This window comes from Streptomyces sp. NPDC040410 (genome assembly GCF_055595715.1).
In genome coordinates, this window is sequence record NZ_JBVIVK010000004.1 from 150,088 (window position 1) to 164,851 (window position 14,764).

Consider the following 14,764-nt stretch of genomic DNA (forward strand, 5'->3'; position numbering starts at 1 on the left):
ATCGAGGAAACGTGAGGGGACCAGGCCACAGCAAGGGCCAATGGGAAGCCGGTGGATCGTTTTGCGGTCGCCGCGGGTACACCGGGGGTTCAGGCAGCCCGGTCCGCCAGCGCCGCCGGCGGCTCGTCGTCCATCTCGAACGCCATCGGGAACGGCGCGTGGCCGGCCAGCCTGAACCAGCGCACCTTGCGGTGCTCACGCAGCCTCCGGGCGGCCCCCACCGCGTCGTTGTGGAAGCGCCGGGCCATCGGCACCCGGCGTACCGCCTCGGTCAGCTCCCGGGCGGCGGCCTCTCCCCCGGGCGCCTCCCGCACCGCCTCCACCTGCTGCGGCTCCGCGAACACCGCACGCAGCGCCTGGCTCAGCTCGCTCTCGGCGACCTCCCGCTGCTCCTCCTCGGCCTGCCGGGCGGCGTGCGCGGCCTCGTACAGCACGATGGAGGCGGCCGGGTCGAGCACCCCTGAGGTGGCCAGTTCCTGGGCCACCGAGGCGCGGCGCAGCAGCTGGGCGTCGAGTGCGGCGCGCGTCGCGTCGATACGTGCGTGCAGCCTGTCCAGCCGCCCCGCAGTCCAGCTCAGGTACAGGCCGATCGCGACGAGGACGACGACGGCGACGAGGGTCCAGATGAGGGTTGCGGTCACGGGCGGCAAGGCTACCGGGACGTTCCACCGGGTCAGCCGGGTCCCCATTGGCGCGCCGTCGACCGGGGGCTGCCGCCCCCGGACCCACCCCCGGACCCGCGCATCGGCCTGGACGGCCTCGTCCTCGAACGCCGGACGGGCTGCCGGTGCCCGGCGCCCTCCGAAGTCCGTCGCCCTCGGCTCAGTCCCGCGCCAGTCCCAGCCGCGCCATCAGGCCCGGCGTCCGCTCGTCGGCCGCCGCCACCGCCGTCGTCCCGTCGGTCACCGTCTCGTACACCGACAGGATGTCCGCGCCGACCGTGGACCAGTCGAACCGCCGGACGTGGACGCTGCCGCGCTCACGGAGCTCGGCCCGGCGCTCCGGGTCGCCGAGCAGCCGTACGGCGGCCTCGGCGAGCGCGTCCGAGTCCTCGGTGGCGAACAGCTCCCCCGCCGCGCCCCGGTCGAGCACCTGCTCGAAGGCGTCCAGGTCGGAGGCGAGGACGGGAGCCCCCGCCGACATGGCCTCGACGAGGATGATCCCGAAGCTCTCGCCGCCGGTGTTGGGTGCCACGTACAGGTCGACGCTGCGCAGCAGGCAGGCCTTGTCCTCGTCGCTGACCATGCCGAGGAACTCGACGCGCGCGCGCAGTTCCTTCGGCAGGCTCTCGACGGCCTCCTCCTCGTCGCCGCGCCCCGCGACGAGCAGCCGGGTCTGCGGGCGCTCGGCGAGGATCTTCGGCAGGGCCTTCATCAGCACGGGCAGGCCCTTGCGGGGCTCGTCGATGCGCCCTATGAAGCCGATCGTGTCGCCCTGCCACTCGGCCTTGGGCTCGGCCTCGGCGAAGAAGTCGACGTCGACGCCGTTCGGGATCACCACCGCGTCGCCGCCGAGGTGTTCGACGAGCGTGCGGCGGGCGTACTCGCTCACGGCGATCCGGGCGCTGATCTTCTCCAGGGCCGCCTGGAGGATCGAGTACGCGGCGATCATGGCACGGGAACGAGGGTTCGAGGTGTGGAAGGTGGCGACGATCGGGCCCTGTGCGGCCCAGCAGGTCAGCAGGCCGAGCGACGGCGAGGTCGGCTCGTGGATGTGGACGACGTCGAACGCGCCGTCGTGCAGCCAGCGCCGCACCCTTGCCGCCGACAGGAAGCCGAAGTTCAGACGGGCCACCGAGCCGTTGTACGGCACCGGCACCGCGCGGCCGGCCGAGACGACGTACGGCGGGAGCGGGGTGTCGTCGTCGGCGGGGGCGAGGACGGACACCTCGTGCCCCAGGCGGATGAAGTAGTCGGCGAGATCGCGGATGTGGAACTGGACGCCGCCCGGCACGTCCCAGGAGTACGGGCAGACGATGCCGATCCTCACGGCCGCTCCCCGTCCGCTCCGTGCGCCGGGCGCGGTTCCAGGTCGGCGAGCCACAGGCGCTGCAGCATGTGCCAGTCCTCCGGATGGTCGGCGATCCCCGTGGCGAAGGCATCGGCCAGTGCCTGTGTCATGACTGACGTCTTCTCCGCCCGCGTGCCTGTCTCGGGCACCTCGACCGGGGGATGCACCCGGCCCTGCATCACGGGTGAGTCGTCGTACCAGAGGGTGACCGGGAGCAGCAGTGCGCCGGTCTGCTGGGCGAGCAGCGCCGGACCGGCGGGCATCCGGGTGGCCTCGCCGAAGAACGTGACCTCGACGCCTGAAGCGGACAGGTCGCGCTCGGCGACCAGGCAGACCAGGCCGCCGTCGCGCAGCCGCCGGGCCAGGGTGCCGAAGGCGGAGCCGCCGCTGTGCGGCAGGACCTCCATGCCGAGGCTCTCGCGGTAGGCGACGAACCGGTCGTACAGCGTTTCCGGCTTGAGGCGTTCGGCGACGGTGGTGAAGGGCGTCTCCAGCTTGGTGGTGACCCAGGCGCCGGCGAGGTCCCAGTTGGCCATGTGCGGCAGCGCGAGGATAACGCCCCGGTCGGAGGCGAGGCCGTCGGTGAGGTGGTGGACGTCCTTGGCGTAGAAGCCCGCCCTTATGCGTTCGGGGCTCCACGCGGGGAGCCGGAAGGACTCCATCCAGTAGCGCAGGTAAGAGCGCATGCCGGCGCGGGAGAGTTCGGCCAGGCGCTCAGGGGTCGCATCGGGCTCCACGCGCGCGTAGTTGCTCTCCAGCCGCTGCACGCCCTTGCCGCGCCGCTTCCAGACGAGGTCGGCGATGCCGCGGCCGAGCCGTACGGCGACCGGCTCGGGCAGCTTCTTGACCGCTGTCCAGCCGACGCCGTAGAGCGCGTCCGTAAGCCGCTCCCGGGCACTCACTTCGCCGCCTCGCTCCCCCGGGAGGCGTTCGGCTGCGTCTCCGCGGCCTCGGCCTCCGCGGCCTCCACCTCGGCGGACTCCCGGCGGACCGTGACGACCCGCTGGATCAGCGTGACGAGGCTGCCCACGGCGACGATCCACAGGGCGACCGGCAGCAGGTACTGGATACCGGGCACGCCGAACTTGTGCAGGCCCGCCAACCCGGCCGCGACCAGCGAGACCACGAGCCGCTCGGCGCGCTCGACGAGGCCGTTGACGGCGACCGGCAGGCCGATCGACTCGCCGCGCGCCTTGGTGTACGAGACCACCTGGCCGCTGGCCAGGCAGAAGATCGAGACGGCGCACAGGACGTTGTCGTCGCCGCCGCCCGCGTACCAGAGGGCGAAGCCGCCGAAGATCGCCCCGTCGGCGACCCGGTCGAGCGTGGAGTCCAGGAAGGCGCCCCATCGGCTGGTACGGCCCAGCTGGCGGGCCATATTGCCGTCGACGAGGTCGGAGAACACGAACAGTGTGATCACGACCGTGCCCCAGAAGAACTCGCCCCGGGGGTAGAAGACCAGCGCGCCCGCCATCACGCCGGCGGTGCCGAGCAGCGTGACCGTGTCGGGGCTGACGCCCCGCCGGATGAGAAACGCGGCGAACGGTGTGAGGACACGCGTGAAGAATGCACGCGCGTACTTGTTCAGCATGGCCTTCCCGAGGGTCGGTGTAGCCGAGCGGCCCCTGCTGGCCGTCGGCTGGCCCATCGTAGCCACGCGCGCGCGTGGGCGGCGGCCGGGCACCGTCGGCCCGGAGCCACGGCAGGACAGCGTCCGGGACACGGCGCGATCACGTCCCTCGTATGGACGCACCGTGACGGGAGTGGAAAGCTCGAAGGACCGCGGGCGTCACCGGAGCCGCCACCGCACGCGGACCGGTATGTCCGCGCCCACAGTGACCTCACCGTGCACGGGAGGCAAGGCCATGGGCGACAAGGCGAACACACACCCCGGAGCCGCCGGCAGGGCAACGGCGGCCGACCACCCCGCGTCCGTACGGAATGTGGTGCTGGTCGGCCACAGCGGATCCGGCAAGACGACCCTGGTGGAGGCTCTCGCACTCACAGCGGGAGCGGTGAACCGGGCGGGCCGCGTGGAGGACGGCGGCACCGTCTCCGACTACGACGACATCGAGCACCGGCAGCAACGTTCGGTGCAGCTCTCCCTGGTCCCCGTCGAATGGGACGGGATCAAGGTCAATCTTCTCGACACCCCCGGATACGCCGACTTCGTCGGGGAACTCAGGGCCGGTCTGCGAGCGGCGGACGCGGCCCTTTTCGTCGTCTCGGCCTCGGACGGCGTGGAAGGCTCGACCCGCATGGTGTGGGAGGAGTGCGCGGCCGTCGGCATGCCGCGGGCCATCGTCGTCACGCACCTGGAGGCCGCGCGCGCGGACTTCGAGGAGATGACGCGGATCTGCGCGGAGGCCTTCGGCGGGGACGACCCCGACGCCGTGCTGCCGCTGTACCTGCCGCTGCACGGCCCGCAGGGGCCGGACGGGCACGCGCCCGTGACCGGGCTGACCGGGCTGCTGTCGCAGAAGCTGTTCGACTACTCCTCCGGGGAACGCAAGGAGTCCGAGCCGGGCGAGGACCAGCTGCCGGGGATCGAGGAGGCCCGCAACCGGCTGATCGAGGGCATCATCTCCGAGAGCGAGGACGAGACCCTCATGGACCGCTATCTCGGCGGTGAGGAGGTCGACGTCAAGACGCTCATCGAGGACCTGGAGCGGGCCGTCGCGCGCGGCGTCTTCTTCCCCGTCCTGGCCGCCGCCCCCGCAGCCGAGGGCGCCCGGCAGGGACTGGGCACGGTGGAGCTCCTGGAGCTGATCACCGGCGGTTTTCCGACACCGCTGGAGCACGAGGCGCCCCGCGTGACGACGGTCGACGGCAAGCCGCGGGAGCTGAAGACGTGCGACCCGGACGGTCCGCTGGTCGCGGAGGTCGTGAAGACGGCGTCCGACCCGTACGTCGGCCGGGTCTCGCTCGTGCGCGTCTTCTCCGGCACCCTGCGCGCCGACGCGACCGTACACGTCTCCGGGCACGGGCTCACCGACCGCGGGCACGAGGACCACGACGTGGACGAGCGCATCGGCGCTCTGTCCGCGCCGTTCGGCAAACAGCAGCGGACGCTCACCCACTGCATCGCCGGGGATCTGGCGTGCGTGGCGAAGCTGAACCGCGCGGAGACCGGCGACACGCTCTCGGCCAAGGACGACCCGCTGCTCATGGAGCCGTGGGAGATGCCCGACCCGCTGCTGCCGCTCGCCATCCAGGCGCACAGCAAGGCGGACGAGGACAAGCTCTCCCAGGGCCTCGGCCGACTGGTCGCCGAGGACCCGACCATGCGGCTCGAACAGAACCAGGACACACACCAGGTGGTCCTGTGGTGTCTGGGCGAGGCGCACGCCGACGTCGCCCTGGAGCGGCTGCGCACCCGCTACGGCGTCCAGGTCGACGTCGTACCGCACAAGGTGTCCCTGCGGGAGACGTTCGCGGGCAGGTCCGCGGGGCGGGGCCGGCATGTGAAGCAGTCCGGCGGGCACGGGCAGTACGCCATCTGCGAGATCGAGGTGGAGCCCTTGCCGGGCGGCTCGGGCATCGAGTTCGTGGACAAGGTCGTCGGCGGTGCGGTGCCGCGTCAGTTCATCCCGTCCGTCGAGAAGGGAGTGAAGGCCCAGGCCGCCAGGGGAGTTGCCGCGGGCTATCCGCTCATCGACGTCCGTGTCACGCTGCGGGACGGAAAGGCGCACTCCGTGGACTCCTCGGACGCCGCCTTCCAGACCGCCGGCGCGCTCGCGCTGCGGGAGGCCGCGGCCGACGTGAAGATCCACCTGCTGGAGCCGGTGGCCGAGGTGACGGTGCTGGTCGGCGACGAGTACGTGGGCGCCGTGATGAGCGACCTGTCCGGTCGGCGCGGCAGGGTGCTCGGCACCGAGCAGACCAGCGGCGGCCGCACGCTGGTGCGGGCCGAGGTGCCGGAGATCGAGATCGGCCGGTACGCCGTCGATCTGCGCTCCCTCTCGCACGGCACCGCGCGCTTCAACCGCTCGTACGCGCGGCACGAACCCATGCCACCGCAGATCGCCGAAAGGATCCGTGAAGAGGCGCGCGACGCCTCATAGTTGGCGCCGGGCGCCACCAAGTGGCGTTCGTGGAACGCTCCCCTCCGCGTCGGCGGGCGGCTGAAGGGCACCGAAGAGGGTGCATTCGGCCGTCCGCCGACGAGCCGTCAGTGCCTGCGGATACGCTGATGACCTGATCAACATGTGTGCCAAGCACGGAAGTCGGGAAAGCCGCAGAGCGAGAGCAGCGGCGATCGGGGGCGGGAATGACCGTTGAGAGCGGTTACGCGGACATCTTCGGTCCGCAGGTGCCGCGCACGGGCGACGAGGGGCAGACGGCGACGTTCGCGCTGGCCTCGGCGGCGTACCGGGACAATCCGGTGGAGGACATCCTCAAGGCCAACAGCGAATGGCACCAGTCCGCCGTCAAGGGCGGCAAGATGGCGCTGTTCAAGCCGAACCTCGGCGAGGCCTTCTCGCGGGCGGTCGTGGACCGGATGCTGGGCGCCGGCCGCAAGCCGCTGATCCAGTCGTTCGGCACCGAGCCGCAGGCCGTCGTCGAGCACTGTCTCGCGGCCAACCGCATCCGCAGGGAGCGCGACAACTGGCTGAGCGCGGTCATGGTGCTGTGCGGACTGCTGTTCCTGCCGGGGCTCGTGGTCTGGCTGCTGATCTTCCAGATCCGCACGACGGTCGCCAAGCGCGAGGACAAGCGGGCCGGTGCGCTCGCCACGACGCTGCTCGTCGCGGCGGGCGCCCTCGCCGTGATCTTCCTGATCCGCATGCCGTTCTCGGGCTTCTGGGCCTGGTATGCGCGGGGGGCCGTCGTCGCCCCCGTGGCCGGATGGTTCTGGGCCAGGCAGATCTGCGAGCGCACGGCGAAGGACCTGCGGGAGCGCTGGGACAGCCTGCTCTCCGGCAGCAGTGTCGGCGCCAAGGTTCCCGAGGCGGTGCCGAGCAGCCCCGGCGAGACCGCGGCCGAGGCGCTGCGCCAGTCCCTGGCCAAGCTGAGCGCCGAGCAGCAGTCCAACTCCGTCTTCTACGCAGGCCCCAAGGGCGTGCTCGGCATGGGCACCCGCTGGGGCAGCTGGCAGCTCGCCGAGGACCTGGTGCCCGCTCAGGCCGGCCGGGAGATCCACCCCTTCCGCAGCTGGGACGTCATACGCTCGGTCCACGACAAGCTGCGCATGCTGGAGCGCGGCCCCCTGAACACCGGCGGTTTCCCGAAGGCGTCCATACGGCACTGGATCGTCACGCCGATCGGGGAGAACGCCGACGCCGTGTCCCGGCCCGAGGGCACGGACGTGGACGCGTACCAGGTCAAGTCGCACGCCATACAGGACATCTGCAACAAGCAGCAGTTCGGCGCCGGTGACCGGCACTACCTGGGCGTCCAGTGGACCCTGTGGGACGGCCAGCTGGTCATCACCATGATGATCACCGTGACGGTGCTGCACGAGACGCTGCGCATCGAGGTCACCGGGCATGCGCTCGGGCCGGTGCACTCCCTGTTCACCTCGAAACCGGAGGCGAAGGAGAAGGAGGTCCAGAAGTCGGTCAGGTTCTGGGAGACCCGGAAGGTGAAGCTCCCGCTGGTCGATGCCGACGAGGTGGTCCGCCTGGCCGCCCGCGCGCCGCTGACCTGGTATCCCCCGCTGCTGAACTGGCTCGGCGGCACCGTGGCGCTGCCCGAGCCGTTCGGGCTCAGGCACGCCTGGGCGGACAAGCCGTGGCGCCACCGCTTCATGGCGGACGACGCGCTGCGCGCGGCCACGCCGGTACTGCGCGTGGTGCACGCGGCGGCGATCAGGGTGCTGGCGGAGAACGGCGTGGACACGGAGAAGTTCGGGACGCGTTCGGCGTTCCTCAGCACGGCCGTGCAGGACGCGTCCCCCAGGAAGGCGGACGTCTACGACGCCTAGGCCTGCGGCGGTCGGGCCGGGTGTGTGCGGGTGGTCCGACCGCCCGGGGGCAGTGCCCCCGGGCCTCCCGTTCGGCCTGAACGGCCTCGGCCGCAAACGCCGGACGGGCTGACTCTCGCCGGCCCCGACCGGAAGTCAGCTCGCCGGCCAGGCCTCCGCCAGCATCTTGCGGGTGTCCGCCAGCAGCTGCGGCAGCACCTTCGTGTGGCCGACCACCGGCATGAAGTTCGTGTCGCCGCCCCAGCGGGGGACGATGTGCTGGTGGAGGTGGGCGGCGATGCCGGCGCCGGCCACCGTGCCCTGGTTCATGCCGATGTTGAAGCCGTGGGCGCCGGAGGCGGTGCGCAGGGCCGTCATGGCCTGCTTGGTCAGCGCGGCGAGCTCGCTGGTCTCCGGGGCGGTGAGGTCCGTGTAGTCGGCCACGTGCCGGTAGGGCACGACCATCAGGTGGCCGCCGTTGTACGGGTACAGGTTGAGCACCGCGTACACCCGCTCACCGCGCCGGACGATCAGCCCGTCCTCGTCGGACTTGGCCGGGATCGAGCAGAAGGGACAGCCGTCGTCGGCACCCGGGCCACTGGGCTTGTTCTCGCCCTGGATGTAGGCCATCCGGTGGGGTGTCCACAGACGCTGGAACGCGTCCTGCGTCCCCACTCCCAACTGCTGCTCCGGCTCACTCGTCATGCAGTGCAGCATATGGCTTCGCCCGTTCGCGGCGTGTCGCCGGGGTTGCGGGAGAGGCCTCCCAGGCCAAGCTGGGCCGATGGACGACGACAACCGGACGGCACGCTGGGAGAGGCGGGCCGGGACCCCGCTCGCGGTGGCATCGCTGCTCTTTCTCGGCTCGTACGGGGTGCGGGTTCTGGGAGAGGGGCTGCCCGATGCTGTGCTCGATCTGTGTCTGGCGGTCCTGTACGGGGCCTGGGCGCTGTTCATCGTGGACTACGTGGTGCGCTGGCGGCTGAGCGGCGAGGGACCGGGTTTCGTCCACCGGCACTGGCTGGACTCGCTGGTCGTCGTGCTGCCCCTGCTGCGGCCGGTGCGTATCGTGCGGGTCTACGACGCCATGCAGGGCCGCCGCCAGGGCGAGCCCCGGCTGGCCCTGCAGGCGCGGGTGATGCTGTACGCGGGCCTGTCGTCCACACTGCTCGGTCTCTCCGCCGCCCTTGCCGTGTACCACTACGAGCACACCGCTTCGGGCGCGACGATCCGCACGTTCGGCGACGCGCTGTGGTGGGCGGCCGCCACGCTGTCGACTGTCGGCTACGGCGACGTCGTCCCCGTGACGCCGCAGGGGCGGCTGGTCGCGGCGGTCCTGATGGGCTGCGGGCTCGCCCTGCTGGGTGCGGTGACGGGTTCGTTCTCGTCGTATCTGATGCAGCGGTTCGCACGTGCAGGGGACGACGTGGGGCCCCCGGAGAGGTGAAGTCCCCGGCGGCCCCACGTCACCCGCGCATCAGACCTGCGCCCGCTCCGCCACTACCTTCTCGATCTTCGCGATGGCGTCCTCGAACGGGATGCCGTTCTCCTGCGAGCCGTCGCGGTAGCGGAACGACACCGAGCCGTTCGACATGTCCTCGTCGCCCGCGATGACCATGAAGGGCACCTTCTGCTTCTGGGCGTTGCGGATCTTCTTCTGCATGCGGTCGGAGGAGGAGTCCACCTCGACCCGCAGCCCCTTCCTCCTGGCCGCCGCGGCGAACTTCTCCAGGTACTCGACGTGCCCGTCGCCGATCGGGATGCCGACCGCCTGGACCGGGGCCAGCCACGCCGGGAAGGCACCCGCGTAGTGCTCCAGGAGCACCGCGAAGAACCGCTCGATCGAGCCGAACAGAGCCCGGTGGATCATGACCGGGCGCTGCTTGGCGCCGTCGGGGCCGGTGTACTGAAGGTCGAATCGCTCCGGCAGGTTGAAGTCCAGCTGCACGGTCGACATCTGCCAGGTGCGGCCGATGGCGTCCTTCGCCTGCACGGAGATCTTCGGCCCGTAGAAGGCGGCGCCACCCGGGTCCGGGACCAGCGGGAGACCCTGCTTCTCGGCCACCTGCCGCAGCGTCTCGGTGGCCTCCTCCCAGACCTCGTCGGAGCCGACGAACTTCTCCGGGTCCTTGGTGGACAGTTCCAGGTAGAAGTCGGTCAGACCGTAGTCGCGCAGCAGGTTCAGGACGAAAGTGAGCGTCTTGTCGAGCTCGTCGGCCATCTGCTCGCGCGTGCAGTAGATGTGCGCGTCGTCCTGGGTGAAGCCGCGGGCGCGGGTCAGGCCGTGCACGACGCCCGACTTCTCGTACCGGTACACGGTCCCGAACTCGAAGAGGCGCAGCGGCAGTTCACGGTAGGACCGACCGCGCGCGTCGAAGATCAGGTTGTGCATGGGGCAGTTCATTGGCTTGAGGTAGTAGTCCACGCCCTCGTCGAGCTGCATGGGCGGGTACATGCCCTCGGCGTACCAGTCGAGGTGGCCCGAGGTCTCGAAGAGCTTCCCCTTCGTGGCGTGCGGGGTGTAGACGAACTCGTAGCCCTCTTCCTCGTGGCGGCGCCGCGAGTAGTCCTCCATGACCCGGCGGACGATGCCGCCCCTGGGGTGGAAGACCGCGAGGCCGGAGCCGATCTGCTCCGGGACGGAGAACAGGTCCAGCTCGTTGCCCAGCTTGCGGTGGTCGCGCTTCTCGGCCTCGGCGAGGAAGTCGAGGTGCGCCTTCAGTTCGTCCTTGGACGGCCAGGCGGTGCCGTAGATGCGCTGGAGCATGGGGTTCTTCTCGCTGCCGCGCCAGTAGGCGGCGGCGTTGCGCATCAGCTTGAACGCCGGGATGTTCCGGGTGGTGGGCAGGTGGGGACCGCGGCAGAGGTCCTTCCAGCACAGCTCGCCGGTCCTGGCGTCCACGTTGTCGTAGATCGTCAGCTCGCCGGCGCCGACCTCGACGTCCGCGCCGTCGGCGCCATCCTGAACGGAGGCCGAGCCCTTGAGGCCGATCAGCTCCAGCTTGTACGGCTCGGCCGCCAGTTCCTCACGGGCCGCATCGTCGGTCACCACGCGGCGCGAGAAGCGCTGACCGCGCTTCTGGATCTCCTGCATCTTCTTCTCGATGGCCTTGAGATCCTCGGGCGTGAACGGCTTCTCGACGTCGAAGTCGTAGTAGAAGCCGTCCTTGACCGGCGGGCCGATGCCCAGCTTGGCCTCGGGGAAGAGCTCCTGCACGGCCTGGGCCATGACGTGCGCGGTGGAGTGGCGCAGGATGTTCAGGCCGTCCTCGGAGGAGATCTCGACGCCCTCGACCGTCTCGCCGTCCTGGACCGCGTACGCGAGGTCCTTGAGCTCGCCGCCCACGCGCGCGGCGATGACCGAGCGCTCGCCGGCGAACAGCTCGGCGGCCGTGGTGCCCGTCGTCACCGTGCGCTCTTCCCGCTCGGAATCGCGTTGGATGATCACACGGACGTCTGACACCGGTCTCTCCTGACTGAAGGTGGGTGCGGCGCCGTACGAAGAGCGCGCGCATGACTGGGATCGTACCGACCCCGGGCCGCCCACCGCGAAATCAGTCCCCGCCGCAGGCCTCCTCGAAGAAGGCCGTGATCTCCGCCGTCTCCTGCACCGACTTCATCAGCCGGTCCCGCTCCGCCTCGTCCACCTGCACGGGTACGACGCCGGAGGCGCCGGTCAGCCGCCGGAAGCCGCCCCGGCTCTCCAGCCGGCCGTGCACCCGCACCGGCAGGCCGACGAGGTGCGCGTGCCCGGCGATCCGGTACGCCTCCTCGTCCAGTGTCAGCCGGACGTGCGGGACCTCGGCGCCGGCGAGCACCCTCAGCCGTACCGCGCCCTCGCCACGCGGGCCCGACCTGCGCATCCGCACCACCGTCCCCGTGATCCGCACGGACACGGAGGGTTCCGCGCGCAGATAGCGGGCCCCGGCCTCGCGCAGGACGGGCAGGTCGCCGGGGGAGAACTCGACGGGGCCGGCGGCGGCGCAGTCGTCGGGTACGCCCGCGGCGGGAGCCCACTCGACGCCGATCCGGGCGCCCTCGGTGCCGCGGACGAGCGTGATCAGCGCCTCGGTGAGCTCTCGGCTGACGCCGGCCTCGACGGCGCCGTCGAAGGCGTCCATGCCGCCGGTGGCCCGTTGGTAGTCGATGGCCTCGCGTGCCGCGTACAGGGCCTGGTGGAGACGTACGGCGAGCGGACGCGCCGCGCTGACGGGCACGAAAGCGGTGAGGCGGTGTCCGCCAGCCGCGGAGCCGACCAGGAGGCTGTCCAGCGACGCGGCGGCGGGCCTGCGGTACCGGGCGCCGTAGTAGCCGGCACGCGCGCGCGTGGCGAGAGCGGCGGCGAGCAGCGTCTGCCGGGCGGCGCTGCGCAGCTGTTCCTCGGCCGTCCAGGACGCGGTGGCGGCCGGTCCCGTCGGGACGTCGCGCCACCAGCGGATCTCGTCGCTGGGCACGGAGAGCCCGACCAGCACCTCGTGCGCGGAGGCCGTGCCGGTGCGGGCCAGCGCGAGGAGCGCCTCGCCGAGCAGGTCGTCGCTGTCCGGGAAGGCGCGGCTCTCGGGCACGAGCAGACTCGTCCCCCCGCCGCCCGGTCCGGGCGGGGTCCAGCGGCCGTAACGTCCGGCGGCTCCCCCGCGCCGCTGCCAGCCGTGCCGCAGCAGCAGGGCCCCGAGGACGGCGGGGTCGACCTGGTCGGGATCGGGGGGACGGTTCCAGCGGGCCTCGTCAGGGTGCGGCCTGACCGGCCGCAGCGGTTCGCCGAGCGGGCGGTGGGTCATGGTCTGCCTCCCGTCCCGACCCGCGTCATGATCTCGCAGAGCGCCCGGTCGTCGAAGATGCGCGAGGTCGGTATCCGCACGGTGGTCCGGGTCCGGCCGGTTACCGGGTGACCGGCGAGATTGGTCCAGTAACAGCAGTGCCTGAGGTCGAGCCGGTCGTGGCTGGCGCGCAGCCAGTCGTCCTGGGACCGCGGGACGAGCATCACGACGAGGATCTTGTGGACCGAGACCGGGGTGCGGGCGAGCTTCCGCAGGTGGTCGTTGTCGAGGGTGAAGGAGAAGGAGCGGCCGGGCGGGTTCGGCGCGATCTGGTACGTGCACTTCAACTGCACCTTGATGGTCACCTCGTCGTCGACGGTGTGCCCGGGTGCGCTGTGACTGACGTGCCAGTCGATGCCGTTGTCCGGAAAGGGCTGCGACAAAGAGCAGCCGGCGGCGGCCGCGACCGCGTGCAGGTAGCCCACCTGCAGTGTCTCCATGCACGCGGTGGTGGCGAGTGTGCCGCGATGGGGTGCCGTCCGCTCGGGCAGCAGCCCGCCCCGCTCGGGCTGCGCTATCGCCATGACCAACAGCCTTCCAGACCGGATGTTTCCTCGCTCCGGGCCGCTGAACTGCAAAGACCCGTACTCCTGTTGTGTCCTTCCGGCGTACGGCGCAAACAGCCCGGGTATCACCAAACGGGGCAGAAGACGGTGCGTCAGCTGCCGTGGCTGAACGAGGAGTTGTGTAGGTATGACGTGCTGGTACGAGGGCCCGCTGGCCGCGTTCGACACCGAGACCACGGGCGTGGACGTCGAGACCGACCGGATCGTGTCGGCCGCCGTAGTCGTCCAGGACTCCCCGGGCACCCGGCCGCGGGTGAGCCGGTGGCTGGTGGACCCGGGTGTGCCGGTGCCCGCCGCGGCGACGGCGGTGCACGGGCTGACGGACGAGCATCTGCAGCGCAACGGCCGCTGGCCGGCGCCGGTGATGCACGAGATAGCGGAGGAACTGGCCGAACATGCCGCCGCGGGCCGCCCGTTGGTGGTGATGAACGCGCCGTTCGATCTGACGCTCCTGGACCGCGAGTTGCGCCGCCATCGCGCCTCGCCCCTGGACCGCTGGTTCGAGACGACACCGATGCACGTGCTCGACCCGCGGGTCCTCGACAAACAGCTGGACCGCTACCGCAAGGGCCGCCGCACCCTCACCGACCTGTGCGCGCACTACGGCGTCACGCTGGACGGCGCGCACGACGCGGGCGCGGACGCACTGGCCGCGCTGGACGTCGTACGGGCGGTGGGGCGCCGTTTCGCAGCCCGGCTGGAGCGGTTGTCCCCGGCCGAGCTGCACACCCTGCAGGCGGTGTGGCACGCGGCGCAGGCGCGGGGCCTGCAGGCGTGGTTCGCGCGCAGCGGCACCGAGGAGGCGGTGGATCCGGCGTGGCCGCTGCGTCCGGATCTTCCGGCGGCAGCATGAAGAAGGCCGGCCCGCCTGCTGGCGGACCGGCCTTTCCCGGTGGGCGATACTGGGTTCGAACCAGTGACCTCTTCGGTGTGAACGAAGCGCTCTCCCACTGAGCTAATCGCCCGGGAACGCACTGAACAATACAGGTCCCCGCGGCCTTCCTTCAAACCGCTTCCAGGTACTTCACGAGGCCGCGCCGTCCGGCCCGCATCATCAGCCAGTGGTTGGCGCGGAACACCGGCCGTCCCGGCACGGCGAAGAGCCTGAGCAGCGGCTTGCTGACGTCGACGACCTGCTCGTAGCTCGCCAGGCTGCCAAACCGGTCGCGGGTGATCGTCCACCGCGCCCATCCGTCGATGTCACCGGACAGGACGACCTCCAGCACCCCGGCCGCCGGATCGCGGCGCACTTCCCGCGCGGTGAAGGTCACGTCGTAGGGCAGGAGGGAGCGGACGCGGACGACACCGGCTGTGTCGTCGGTGCGCCGCACCCCGCGCACCTGGCGCCACCAGCGCGGGTAGTCCTCCACCCGCTCCAGGGCGTCGTACACGGCGGCGGGCGGCGCGGGCAGGGCCCACCGGCTGCGGAAGCGGTAATGGGTCCAGTCCATGTTTCGAGTCTGCCC

General features: G+C 71.3%; 13 protein-coding genes and 1 tRNA gene. 4 read left to right on the forward strand and 10 right to left on the reverse strand.

Annotated features, from left to right (window positions below; genetic code table 11):
- Positions 1–89 precede the first annotated feature (89 nt).
- The 4 genes from ACZ562_RS10315 to pgsA form a co-directional block, all read right to left on the reverse strand.
- On the reverse strand, positions 90–641 hold the full coding sequence (locus ACZ562_RS10315; protein ID WP_471175966.1) for a LemA family protein: 552 nt from the start codon (positions 639–641) through the stop codon (positions 90–92).
- Between the two features lie 181 nt (positions 642–822).
- The gene (locus ACZ562_RS10320) at positions 823–1,989 is read right to left on the reverse strand and encodes a glycosyltransferase family 4 protein (RefSeq protein WP_471175969.1); all 1,167 of its coding nucleotides are present in this window, start codon (positions 1,987–1,989) and stop codon (positions 823–825) included.
- Positions 1,986–2,912, reverse strand: a complete 927-nt coding sequence (locus ACZ562_RS10325) for a phosphatidylinositol mannoside acyltransferase (RefSeq protein WP_471175972.1) — start codon at positions 2,910–2,912, stop codon at positions 1,986–1,988. The genes ACZ562_RS10320 and ACZ562_RS10325 overlap by 4 nt, the downstream gene beginning before the upstream one ends.
- Complete coding sequence (gene pgsA / locus ACZ562_RS10330; RefSeq protein WP_471175974.1) at positions 2,909–3,658, reverse strand: phosphatidylinositol phosphate synthase; 750 nt, start codon at positions 3,656–3,658, stop codon at positions 2,909–2,911. The genes ACZ562_RS10325 and pgsA overlap by 4 nt, the downstream gene beginning before the upstream one ends.
- A gap of 217 nt (positions 3,659–3,875) precedes the next feature.
- On the opposite strand from pgsA, the gene ACZ562_RS10335 reads away from it, so the two are divergent.
- Both ACZ562_RS10335 and ACZ562_RS10340 read left to right on the forward strand, forming a co-directional pair.
- Positions 3,876–6,074, forward strand: a complete 2,199-nt coding sequence (locus tag ACZ562_RS10335) for an elongation factor G-like protein EF-G2 (RefSeq protein ID WP_471175977.1) — start codon at positions 3,876–3,878, stop codon at positions 6,072–6,074.
- Between the two features lie 206 nt (positions 6,075–6,280).
- A complete protein-coding gene (locus ACZ562_RS10340) occupies positions 6,281–7,936 on the forward strand; it encodes a hypothetical protein (RefSeq protein ID WP_471175979.1) in 1,656 nt (551 codons plus the stop codon).
- Positions 7,937–8,071: 135 nt separating this feature from the next.
- Here ACZ562_RS10340 and ACZ562_RS10345 read toward each other — a convergent pair whose 3' ends face one another.
- A complete protein-coding gene (locus ACZ562_RS10345) occupies positions 8,072–8,632 on the reverse strand; it encodes an HIT family protein (protein WP_471175982.1) in 561 nt (186 codons plus the stop codon).
- 67 nt (positions 8,633–8,699) lie between these two features.
- On the opposite strand from ACZ562_RS10345, the gene ACZ562_RS10350 reads away from it, so the two are divergent.
- Positions 8,700–9,362, forward strand: a complete 663-nt coding sequence (locus tag ACZ562_RS10350) for a potassium channel family protein (RefSeq protein ID WP_471175985.1) — start codon at positions 8,700–8,702, stop codon at positions 9,360–9,362.
- A 30-nt stretch (positions 9,363–9,392) separates the two neighbouring features.
- Here the strand turns inward: ACZ562_RS10350 and thrS are convergent, their stop codons facing one another.
- The 3 genes from thrS to ACZ562_RS10365 all read right to left on the reverse strand — a co-directional run bounded on the left by thrS (position 9,393) and on the right by ACZ562_RS10365 (position 13,256).
- Complete coding sequence (gene thrS / locus ACZ562_RS10355) at positions 9,393–11,378, reverse strand: threonine--tRNA ligase (RefSeq protein ID WP_471175987.1); 1,986 nt, start codon at positions 11,376–11,378, stop codon at positions 9,393–9,395.
- A gap of 91 nt (positions 11,379–11,469) precedes the next feature.
- Positions 11,470–12,693 (reverse strand): hypothetical protein, encoded by a 1,224-nt coding sequence (locus ACZ562_RS10360; RefSeq protein ID WP_471175990.1) that lies wholly within the window; start codon positions 12,691–12,693, stop codon positions 11,470–11,472.
- A complete protein-coding gene (locus ACZ562_RS10365; protein WP_471175993.1) occupies positions 12,690–13,256 on the reverse strand; it encodes a DUF4365 domain-containing protein in 567 nt (188 codons plus the stop codon). Before ACZ562_RS10365 ends, ACZ562_RS10360 begins: the two co-directional genes overlap by 4 nt.
- Positions 13,257–13,425: 169 nt before the next feature.
- On the opposite strand from ACZ562_RS10365, the gene ACZ562_RS10370 reads away from it, so the two are divergent.
- Positions 13,426–14,151, forward strand: coding sequence for an exonuclease domain-containing protein (locus tag ACZ562_RS10370; protein WP_471175996.1), 726 nt, complete (start codon positions 13,426–13,428; stop codon positions 14,149–14,151).
- Between the two features lie 40 nt (positions 14,152–14,191).
- Here the strand turns inward: ACZ562_RS10370 and ACZ562_RS10375 are convergent.
- Both ACZ562_RS10375 and ACZ562_RS10380 read right to left on the reverse strand, forming a co-directional pair.
- Positions 14,192–14,263 (reverse strand) — tRNA-Val (locus ACZ562_RS10375).
- A 39-nt stretch (positions 14,264–14,302) separates the two neighbouring features.
- On the reverse strand, positions 14,303–14,749 hold the full coding sequence (locus ACZ562_RS10380) for an SRPBCC family protein (protein WP_471175999.1): 447 nt from the start codon (positions 14,747–14,749) through the stop codon (positions 14,303–14,305).
- Positions 14,750–14,764: the final 15 nt, after the last annotated feature.